The sequence below is a fragment of the Enterobacter sp. 940_PEND genome, from assembly GCF_001059415.1.
Classification (GTDB): domain Bacteria; phylum Pseudomonadota; class Gammaproteobacteria; order Enterobacterales; family Enterobacteriaceae; genus Enterobacter; species Enterobacter cloacae_M.
On record NZ_JUMS01000037.1, the window covers coordinates 24,741 to 34,360 of the forward strand.

Consider the following 9,620-nt stretch of genomic DNA (forward strand, 5'->3'; position numbering starts at 1 on the left):
GGGTCACGGACTTACCCGGCGCTTTCTGATGGTGACATAAGTTTGGCGGATATAACCGCACAAATAATTCATTTACATTATTTGTCACTATCGTTACTATATCGGCTGTAATTAATGAGGTTATGCCCAAATGGATAGTTCGTTTACGCCCATTGAACAAATGCTTAAATTCCGCGCCAGTCGCCATGAGGACTTCCCGTATCAGGAAATCCTGCTGACTCGCCTGTGCATGCACATGCAAGGTAAGCTACTGGAAAACCGTAATAAAATGCTGAAAGCTCAAGGGATTAACGAGACGTTGTTTATGGCGTTGATTACGCTGGAGTCTCAGGAAAATCACAGCATTCAGCCTTCCGAACTGAGCTGCGCGCTGGGCTCCTCCCGTACCAATGCGACCCGTATTGCCGATGAACTCGAAAAGCGCGGCTGGATTGAGCGCCGTGAAAGCGACAACGATCGCCGCTGCCTGCATCTGCAACTGACCGATAAAGGTCACCAGTTCCTGCGCGAGGTGCTGCCACCTCAGCACAATTGCCTGCACAAACTCTGGTCTGCCCTCAGCACCGCCGAGCGCGACCAGCTTGAGCACATCACTCGCAAGCTGCTCACCCGTCTGGACCAGATGGATGAAGACGGCGCCGTTCTTGAGGCGCTGCGCTAACGCGACGACACGCTCACCATTCCAGATTCATAAGAAAACCGACAGGCCAGCACGTCACAGTGCTGGCCTTTCTGACAACAGGTCGGCTCAGCCGATGTGAAAATAAGAAGATCGTGGAGAACAACAATGAGCGCAAATGCGGAGAGCACTACCCCGCAGCAACCGGCCAACAAGAAAGGCAAACGTAAGAGCGCCCTTCTTCTGTTGACCTTGCTCTTTATCATTATTGCCGTGGCATATGGGATCTATTGGTTTTTAGTACTGCGTCATGCTGAAGAGACTGACGACGCGTACGTGGCAGGGAACCAGGTACAAATTATGGCGCAGGTGTCGGGCAGCGTGACGAAAGTCTGGGCTGACAATACCGACTTTGTGCAAAAAGGCGATGTGTTGGTGACCCTCGATCCAACCGACGCCCAGCAGGCGTTTGAAAAAGCACAGACCGCGCTGGCCTCCAGCGTCCGTCAGACCCGTCAGCTGATGATCAACAGCAAACAGCTGCAGGCCAACATCGACGTGCAGAAAACGGCGCTGGCGCAGGCGCAGAGCGACCTGAACCGCCGCGTTCCGCTCGGCACCGCCAACCTGATTGGCCGTGAAGAGCTGCAGCATGCCCGCGACGCCGTTGCCAGCGCTCAGGCACAGCTGGATGTAGCCATTCAACAGTACAACGCTAACCAGGCGATGGTGCTGGGCACCAGCCTGGAAAACCAGCCTGCCGTACAGCAGGCGGCGACCGAAGTGCGCAACGCGTGGCTTGCCCTGCAGCGTACCAAAATCGTCAGCCCGATGACCGGCTATGTCTCCCGTCGTTCCGTCCAGCCAGGGGCGCAGATTAGCCCAACCACGCCGCTGATGGCGGTCGTGCCGGCAGACAATCTGTGGGTAGACGCAAACTTTAAAGAGACGCAGCTTGCCCATATGCGTATCGGCCAGAGCGCGACGGTTGTCAGTGACATCTACGGCGATGACGTGAAGTACACCGGTAAAGTGGTTGGTCTGGACATGGGGACCGGCAGCGCTTTCTCCCTGCTGCCTGCGCAAAACGCCACCGGTAACTGGATCAAAGTGGTTCAGCGTCTGCCCGTGCGTATTGAGCTGGATGCCAAACAGCTGGCGGATCACCCGCTGCGTATCGGCCTCTCTACGCTGGTGACGGTCGACACCGCCAACCGCGACGGTCAGATCCTGGCAAGCCAGGTGCGCAGCAGCCCGGCTTATGAAAGTAACGCCCGTGAAATTAGCCTCGATCCGGTCAACAAGCTGATCGATGACATCGTGAAGGCAAACGCCGGTTAATCCGAAGGTGAGCGTTATGCAACAGCAAAAGCCGCAAAAACCGCTGGAAGGCGCGCAGCTGGTCATTATGACCATCGCGCTGTCGCTGGCGACATTCATGCAGGTGCTGGACTCCACCATCGCAAACGTGGCGATCCCGACCATCGCCGGTAACCTTGGCTCGTCGCTGAGCCAGGGGACCTGGGTCATTACCTCGTTTGGGGTGGCAAACGCCATCTCCATTCCGATTACCGGCTGGCTGGCAAAACGCGTCGGTGAAGTGAAGCTGTTCCTCTGGTCGACGGTATTGTTCGTTCTTGCCTCCTGGGCGTGCGGCATGTCCAGCAGCCTGACGATGCTGATTTTCTTCCGCGTCATTCAGGGGATTGTCGCCGGGCCGTTGATTCCGCTGTCGCAGAGCTTACTGCTGAACAACTACCCGCCCGCCAAACGCTCGATTGCGCTGGCGCTGTGGTCAATGACCGTAATTGTCGCGCCGATTTGCGGGCCTATCTTAGGCGGCTATATCAGCGACAATTACCACTGGGGCTGGATCTTCTTCATCAACGTACCGATTGGCGCCCTCGTGGTAATGCTGACGCTCCAGTCGCTGCGCGGCAGAGAAACCCGTACGGAACAGCGGCGTATCGACGCCATAGGTCTGGCACTGCTGGTTGTCGGCATCGGTAGCCTGCAGGTCATGCTCGACCAGGGCAAAGAGCTGGACTGGTTCAACTCCCGGGAGATCATCATCCTGACGATTGTCGCGGTGGTGTCGCTGAGCTTCCTGATTGTCTGGGAGCTGACGGACGATAACCCGATAGTCGACCTGTCGCTGTTTAAGTCGCGAAATTTCACTATAGGCTGTCTGTGTATCAGCCTCGCCTACATGCTCTACTTCGGCGCGATTGTACTGCTGCCGCAGCTGTTGCAGGAGGTATACGGCTACACCGCAACCTGGGCAGGTTTAGCCTCGGCGCCGGTTGGATTGATTCCGGTTCTGCTGTCGCCGATTATTGGCCGCTTCGCCCACAAGCTCGACATGCGCCGGCTGGTGACGTTCAGCTTTATCATGTACGCCGTGTGCTTCTACTGGCGCGCGTATACGTTCGAACCGGGAATGGACTTTGGCGCGTCCGCGTGGCCGCAGTTTATTCAGGGCTTTGCCGTGGCGTGCTTCTTTATGCCATTGACCACCATCACGCTTTCCGGTTTACCGCCTGAGCGCATGGCGGCAGCATCGAGCCTGTCGAACTTTACGCGAACGCTGGCGGGCTCGATTGGTACGTCGATCACCACCACCCTGTGGACGAACCGTGAATCGATGCACCATGCCCAGCTGACCGAAGCGGTGAACCCATTCAATCCGAACTCCCGGGAGATGTACAACCAGCTTCAGGGAATGGGTATGACGGAACAGCAGGCGTCCGGCTGGATCGCCCAGCAGATCACCAACCAGGGTCTGATTATCTCGGCCAACGAGATTTTCTGGATATCGGCGGGGATCTTTATCGTCCTGCTGGGGCTGGTGTGGTTTGCTAAACCACCGTTTGGCGCCGGTAGCGGCGGCGGTGGGGCGCACTAGTCCTTTGACAGTTGTCCGGTGGCGCTTCGCTTACCGGGCCTACGAACGTAGGCCGGATAAGGCGTAGCCGCCATCCGGCAAAAAACCGCACCCTGTCCAGAACGCGACAGCGATTGTCAGTTCCGATAAAGCAGCGCTCCTGAAATCAATTCACGATAGTGAAAAGACAACAGGAGCGCATCATGCTGAACACACCCGCCGACAAGTACCAACCCTATCCGACCCTTTTCCTGCCCGACCGCCGCTGGCCGGAGCAACGCATTACCCGCGCGCCGCGCTGGCTCTCAACCGACCTGCGCGACGGCAACCAGGCCCTTGCCGAGCCGATGGACAGCGCCCGCAAGCTGCAGTTCTGGGATCTGCTGCTGGGCTGCGGATTCAAAGAGATTGAGGTCGCCTTCCCGTCCGCCTCGCAGACGGATTTCAACTTTGTTCGCCAGCTGATTGAAGAGAACCGTATCCCGGATGACGTCACGATTCAGGTATTAACCCAGGCGCGGGAAGATCTCATCCATCGCACTTTCGAATCCCTGCGCGGTGCAAAACAGGCCACCGTTCATCTGTATAACGCCACCGCCCCGCTGTTCCGCCGCCTGGTATTCGGCATGGAGAAAGCGCAAGTCGTCGAGCTAGCGACGCGATCCACGCGGCTTATTCGTCAGCAGTGTGAAGAGAACCCGGACACCCGCTGGCAGTATGAGTATTCCCCGGAGACCTTCTGCTTTACCGAGCCGGAGTTTGCGCTGGAGATTTGTGAAGCCGTGGCGGAGATCTGGCAGCCGTGCGACGAACGGCCCATGGTGATCAACTTACCGGCCACCGTCGAAGTGAGCACGCCAAACGTCTATGCCGACCAGATCGAGTATTTCTGTCGCCACTTCAGCCGCCGCCGGGATGTCTGCATCAGCGTACATCCGCATAACGACCGCGGTACCGGCGTCGCCAGCGCCGAGCTGGCCGTGATGGCGGGGGCAGACCGCGTGGAGGGCTGTCTGTTTGGTAACGGCGAGCGCACGGGCAACGTCTGCCTGGTGACGCTGGCGATGAACCTCTACAGCCAGGGCATCAGCCCGAATCTCGACTTTAGCGATATGAACCGGGTCGTGGAAGTGGTGGAAGCCTGCAACCAGCTGCCGGTGCATCCGCGCCACCCGTGGGCAGGCCGGCTGGCCTATACCGCCTTCTCCGGCTCGCACCAGGATGCGATCAAAAAAGGCTTTGATGCCCGCAGGCCTGGCGATCTCTGGGGGATGCCGTATCTGCCCGTCGATCCGCAGGACATCGGCTGCACCTACGAAGCGGTGATCCGCGTGAACAGCCAGTCAGGGAAAAGCGGCAGCGCGTGGCTCATCGAACAGAATCATGGCCTGAAATTACCCCGCGCCCTGCAGCAGGATTTCAGCCAGCACGTGCAGCAGGAAACCGATCGCCACGGAAAAGAGATGACGCAGAATGCGCTGTGGCAGCTGTTCCGCACCCGCTACGGCCTGGTAGCCACGCCGCAGTTTGCGCTGCAATCCTACCGCAGCGACAGCCAGCAGGACGGCCAGCTGCGTTTGACGGCAAGCATCGCTACGCAGGGGGGAACGCGTCAGCTGGAAGGTCAGGGTAACGGTCTGCTCTCCGCCGCCGCTCACGGCTTGAGCCGCTGGGTCAACGCCCCGTTCGTGATTAAGGATTATCACGAGCATACGTTAGGCGAACGCAGCGACAGCCGCTCGGTGGCCTACATCCGCTGCCTGTTCCAGGACGGGAGCAGCCGCTGGGGCGTGGGCATCGACAGCGACGTGGCGCGCGCGTCGCTTCAGGCGCTCTTAAACGCCGTCAGTCGTTCTTAAAGTAATCGCTGGGTGAGACGCCCATCACCCGGCGGAACATTGCCGTAAAGGCGCTGTGGCTGCCGTAACCCAGATCCAGCGCCACGCGCAGCACTGGCTGGCCCTGCGCCAGCCGCACTAAGGCTTCCAGCAGGCGCGCCCTTCTCAACCACTCGCCGTAGCTTAATCCCGTCTGCTGCTGAAAATGGCGGTTCAGGGTGCGTTCGCTCATGTTCATCATGCTCGCGGCCTGCGCGCTGCCCCAGCTCTCCCCCGCGTTTTGCCGGATTAGCAGACACAGGTGGCGTAACGCCTCGCTTTCCGGCTCCGGCAGATGAAACGGCAGCACCGGCATGGTGCGGATTTCATCGAGAATGAGTTCATAGACGCGTTCATCCCGGCTGCCGGGCGAGTACGATTCAGGTAAAGCAAGAGAGAAGAGGATCAGCTCGCGCAGCAGCGGCGCGATCTGCACGATCTGACAGGAGGCCGGGAGATCGGCCCGCGCCAGCGGATCGATGAACAGCGTTCGCGCCGCCACGTTGCCGGTGATGCGAAGCGAGTGGCGAGTCCCCGCCGGTAGCCAGACGCCGCGACCCGGAGGAACAACCCAGCAGCCCGATGCGGTATCGACCCGTACCACGCCGCTCAGGGTGTGCAACAGCTGCGCGCAGTCGTGCTCATGCCACGGCTCGCTGTCACCATGAACGTAATCATGGGCGAACGGAACGAGGGGACGATGGGTAAAGGAGAAGGTTGCGGTTGTGGTCATGGGGTTAAACCACCCTCACCCTACCCTCTCCCGGAGGGAGAGGGAAAAGGTGCACTAGATGTGCAGTTCCTGCAGTTTTTCTTTTGGCAGGGCCAGCTCTTCGTTGCTGTTCACGCGAACATCACGCTCGATGATGTGACGCGCGATTTCCTGCGCTTCTTCCAGAGAGTGCATCTGGTAAGTACCGCACTGGTAAACGTTCAGCTCAGGGATCTGGTTCTGCTCTTTCACCTTCAGCACGTCTTCCATCGCCGCTTTCCACGCATCAGCGACGCGTTTCTCTTCCGGCTGGCCAATCAGGCTCATGTAGAAACCGGTACGGCAGCCCATAGGGGAGATGTCGATGATCTCAACGCCGTTGCCGTTCAGATGGTCACGCATGAAACCGGCGAACAGGTGTTCCAGGGTATGAATGCCTTTCTCTGGCATCACTTCTTTATTTGGCACGCAGAAACGTAGATCGAAGACGGTGATCGTGTCGCCGTGCGGGGTGTGCATAGTCTTCGCCACGCGTACTGCAGGTGCTTCCATACGGGTATGGTCGACAGTAAAGCTATCTAATAACGGCATACGTCACCTCCGATAGTGATTTTTTTTAAAATAAACTGAACTCTTCTACAGAATGCACGTCTGAGTATATGAAAGACGCGCATTTGTTATCATCATCCCTGAATTCAGAGATGTATATTTTGGCCACAGCGATGTGGCCTTTTTCTTTTCTGCTTAAGACTGCTTCGCCAGAAACGCCTCAAACGACTCGGTATCCGCCGCTTCAACCTCTTTCTGACGCACCACGGACGCATCGCGTTCCGCGGCAAAATCTGCTTCGCTCAGCACTTCTAACGGCTCCTGCATCAGCATCTCACGATACTCCGCTGAGAGTGAACGCCCCGTGCCGCCAATGCCCTGATCGATCATAGAACGCAGAATACGCGCTGAGAACGTCAGTTCCGGATTATCAAAACATTCCACCAGCTGGTCGCAGATCTGTTGATACGCGTCGCCGCCGTCAATGCTGTCCATTGTGCGGGCAACACGCTTCAGATCGCGGAACAGATCTTTGCCGACTTTGGTCAGCGGGAACTGTGCCGTTTCGCAGCCAATACCCAACGTCAGGCCCGGCTTACGCCCTTCCAGAATCACGCGATTCCAGTTTGTACGGGTACAGAGCAGTTCGTCTGAACTCATTTCCGGCGCATCCGCCAGCACGCACCAGACCATAAACAGATCCAGGAAGCGAATCTGCTGCTCATCAACGCCAATCGGTGAGAACGGGTTGATATCCAGCGAACGCACTTCAATGTATTCGATCCCGCCGCGCTGCAGCGCATCCGACGGGGTTTCACCGCTGCGCGTTACGCGCTTAGGACGAATAGGCGCATACAGCTCGTTTTCAATCTGCAGTACATTGCTGTTGATTTGCAGGCGTTTGCCGTCTTTTTCGAGGCCGATTTTCTCGTACTCTTCCGACGGGGTTTTGATCGCCCGCTTCAATCCTGCCACATATTCGTGCAATTCGTTAAACGTAATACCGAGATTGCTTTGCGATTTATTGGTATAACCGAGATCGCTCAGGCGCAGAGAGGTGGCGTACGGGAGATAGTACATTCCGCACTCGGTCTTCTCGAACGGCAGCGTGGTCGGTTTCCCCTGCAGGAACGAAGAACAGATCGCAGGGGAGGCCCCAAACAGATACGGGATCACCCAGCCGAAACGGTAATAGTTGCGGATCAGGCGGAAGTAGCCTTCAGAGATCGCATCTTTATCCGTTTCACCGCATTTCGCCTGCCAGAACGCCATTGGCAGCGAGAAGTTATAATGCACGCCCGAGATCGTCTGCATCAACGCGCCGTAGCGGTTTTTCAGCCCTTCGCGATAGAGCGTTTTCAGCCGGCCGATATTTGACGTGCCGTACTGCGCCAGCTCAATCTCCTGGCCCTGCTCGATATAGCACGGCATGCTGAGGGGCCACATACGTTCGTCGCCCATGTTGCGCGCGGTGTAGCGATGGATATCGCGCATAATCGTCAGCATATGATCAATATCACCCTCTACTGGCGTGATGAACTCCAGTAGTGCTTCAGCGAAATCGGTTGTGATCCATTTATGTGTCAGCGCCGAGCCTAACGCCTTCGGGTGACCCGTCGTCGCTAAGCTACCGTCCGCGTTAACGCGCAGCGTTTCACGCTCAAGACCACGCTGAATACCCTTCAATGCCTGAGGGTGGTTTTCCAGCCAGGCCAGCGCCTGAGATACGTCCGGGATCAAATTGACCTCCCGCCTGTCAAAGTAATGTTACTCAGCATAATTGTAATGGTTGACGATTGAAGGTCGCGTATTTATTCCACCAATTAGTGCCACCACGTCATACCCTGTAGTGTTGCCCACGCCACGAGAACATAGCGCAACGCCTTGCCAAGGCACAAAAAAAAGAGCACCGGTCCCCAGGAGATGCGCATCCATCCCGCCAGCAGACACAGTAAATCGCCTATTACAGGCATCCAGCTTAATAACAGCGTGGCAGCGCCATAGCGTTTTAGCCAGTCGACTGCCTTTTCCTGCCAGCGCGATTTTTCGCGCAGCGGAAAGAAACGCCCAAGAATAACGTTAGTCAGCCCTCCAAGGCTATTACCCATTGTTGCTATTAATACAAGCAGCCAGGGCTGACTCACGCCGGACAACAGCATCGCCACCAGCACCACTTCCGAATTTCCCGGTAACAGCGTGGCGCTTAAAAAACTGCTGGCGAATAATGAAGCAAGTGACAGCGCGTCACTCACAGTAAGCGCACATCCACCGCATCCATACCGGCATCACGCGCGGCCTGAATGCCGAAATCGGCGTCTTCAAACACGACACATTTTGCCGCCGGGACGCCCATTAACTCTGCGCAAAGCAGGAAGGTGTCCGGTGCGGGCTTGTGATGTTTAACATGATCGGCGGCGACCACCGCAGAAAAATAGTGGCGCAGGCCAAGATGATTGAGCAAAGCTTCTGCAATCGAGCTTTCACTGCCAGTTCCTACCGACATCGGGCGGCGACCGTGCCACTCTTTTACCACATCAATCAGCGGCAGAGGGCGTACGGTATCTAAAAGCATGGCTTTTACCGCATCGGTTTTTTCGCGCGCGAGCAGATGCGGGTCGAGATCGGCCTGATTCAGTTCAATCACGGCCTGCGCAATACGCCAGGTGGGGGATCCGTTGAGGGCAATCATCGCCTGAAGATCGAAACGCATTCCGTAGCGGCCCAGGACGTCAGTCCAGGCTTGACGATGCGTGGGTTCGGTATCCAGGAGAGTGCCGTCCATATCGAAGATCAAACCGTCATACTGTGCGTACATCGTGCTCTCGCTAAACGATTAACAAAGCATTACTTTATCGTAAATGGTGATTTTTGTCGCTGATTGAGAGTGTGATTGCTGACGGAACGTCGAAGGAATAAACAAAGAAGGAGAAGATGGTGCATCCGGGAGGATTCGAACCTCCGACCGCTCGGTTCGTAGCC

9 protein-coding genes are annotated in these 9,620 nt (G+C 57.1%); 4 read left to right on the top strand and 5 right to left on the bottom strand.

The window, feature by feature from the left end:
• Nucleotides 1-130: 130 nt before the first annotated feature.
• The 4 genes from mprA to leuA all read left to right on the top strand — a co-directional run bounded on the left by mprA (nucleotide 131) and on the right by leuA (nucleotide 5,362).
• A complete protein-coding gene (gene mprA, locus ADJ24_RS05520) occupies nucleotides 131-661 on the top strand; it encodes a transcriptional repressor MprA (RefSeq protein WP_023308933.1) in 531 nt (176 codons plus the stop codon).
• Between the two features lie 126 nt (nucleotides 662-787).
• Nucleotides 788-1,960, top strand: coding sequence for a multidrug efflux MFS transporter periplasmic adaptor subunit EmrA (gene emrA / locus ADJ24_RS05525; protein ID WP_023308934.1), 1,173 nt, complete (start codon nucleotides 788-790; stop codon nucleotides 1,958-1,960).
• 16 nt (nucleotides 1,961-1,976) lie between these two features.
• A complete protein-coding gene (gene emrB, locus ADJ24_RS05530) occupies nucleotides 1,977-3,524 on the top strand; it encodes a multidrug efflux MFS transporter permease subunit EmrB (protein ID WP_023308935.1) in 1,548 nt (515 codons plus the stop codon).
• A 182-nt stretch (nucleotides 3,525-3,706) separates the two neighbouring features.
• The gene (leuA, locus tag ADJ24_RS05535; RefSeq protein ID WP_023308936.1) at nucleotides 3,707-5,362 is read left to right on the top strand and encodes a 2-isopropylmalate synthase; all 1,656 of its coding nucleotides are present in this window, start codon (nucleotides 3,707-3,709) and stop codon (nucleotides 5,360-5,362) included.
• Here the strand turns inward: leuA and ADJ24_RS05540 are convergent.
• The 5 genes from ADJ24_RS05540 to yqaB all read right to left on the bottom strand — a co-directional run bounded on the left by ADJ24_RS05540 (nucleotide 5,349) and on the right by yqaB (nucleotide 9,456).
• The gene (locus tag ADJ24_RS05540; RefSeq protein ID WP_023308937.1) at nucleotides 5,349-6,113 is read right to left on the bottom strand and encodes an AraC family transcriptional regulator; all 765 of its coding nucleotides are present in this window, start codon (nucleotides 6,111-6,113) and stop codon (nucleotides 5,349-5,351) included. The genes leuA and ADJ24_RS05540 overlap by 14 nt on opposite strands.
• 54 nt (nucleotides 6,114-6,167) lie before the next feature.
• Entirely contained in the window at nucleotides 6,168-6,683 is a 516-nt protein-coding gene (gene luxS, locus ADJ24_RS05545; RefSeq protein WP_008499539.1) for an S-ribosylhomocysteine lyase, read from the bottom strand.
• A gap of 153 nt (nucleotides 6,684-6,836) precedes the next feature.
• Nucleotides 6,837-8,381, bottom strand: coding sequence for a glutamate--cysteine ligase (gene gshA, locus ADJ24_RS05550; RefSeq protein ID WP_023308938.1), 1,545 nt, complete (start codon nucleotides 8,379-8,381; stop codon nucleotides 6,837-6,839).
• A gap of 83 nt (nucleotides 8,382-8,464) precedes the next feature.
• On the bottom strand, nucleotides 8,465-8,893 hold the full coding sequence (locus ADJ24_RS05555; protein ID WP_023308939.1) for a YqaA family protein: 429 nt from the start codon (nucleotides 8,891-8,893) through the stop codon (nucleotides 8,465-8,467).
• Complete coding sequence (gene yqaB / locus ADJ24_RS05560) at nucleotides 8,890-9,456, bottom strand: fructose-1-phosphate/6-phosphogluconate phosphatase (protein ID WP_023308940.1); 567 nt, start codon at nucleotides 9,454-9,456, stop codon at nucleotides 8,890-8,892. The genes ADJ24_RS05555 and yqaB overlap by 4 nt, the downstream gene beginning before the upstream one ends.
• Between the last annotated feature and the right edge of the window lie 164 nt (nucleotides 9,457-9,620).

What these genes read in the sequence shown, in the direction of transcription:
- emrA (WP_023308934.1), top strand. Translation starts at nt 788, where the DNA reads ATGAGCGCAAATGCGGAGAGCACTACCCCGCAGCAACCGGCCAACAAG.
- leuA (WP_023308936.1), top strand. Translation starts at nt 3,707, where the DNA reads ATGCTGAACACACCCGCCGACAAGTACCAACCCTATCCGACCCTTTTC.
- emrB (WP_023308935.1), top strand. Translation starts at nt 1,977, where the DNA reads ATGCAACAGCAAAAGCCGCAAAAACCGCTGGAAGGCGCGCAGCTGGTC.
- luxS (WP_008499539.1), bottom strand. Translation starts at nt 6,683, where the DNA reads ATGCCGTTATTAGATAGCTTTACTGTCGACCATACCCGTATGGAAGCA.
- yqaB (WP_023308940.1), bottom strand. Translation starts at nt 9,456, where the DNA reads ATGTACGCACAGTATGACGGTTTGATCTTCGATATGGACGGCACTCTC.
- ADJ24_RS05540 (WP_023308937.1), bottom strand. Translation starts at nt 6,113, where the DNA reads ATGACCACAACCGCAACCTTCTCCTTTACCCATCGTCCCCTCGTTCCG.
- mprA (WP_023308933.1), top strand. Translation starts at nt 131, where the DNA reads ATGGATAGTTCGTTTACGCCCATTGAACAAATGCTTAAATTCCGCGCC.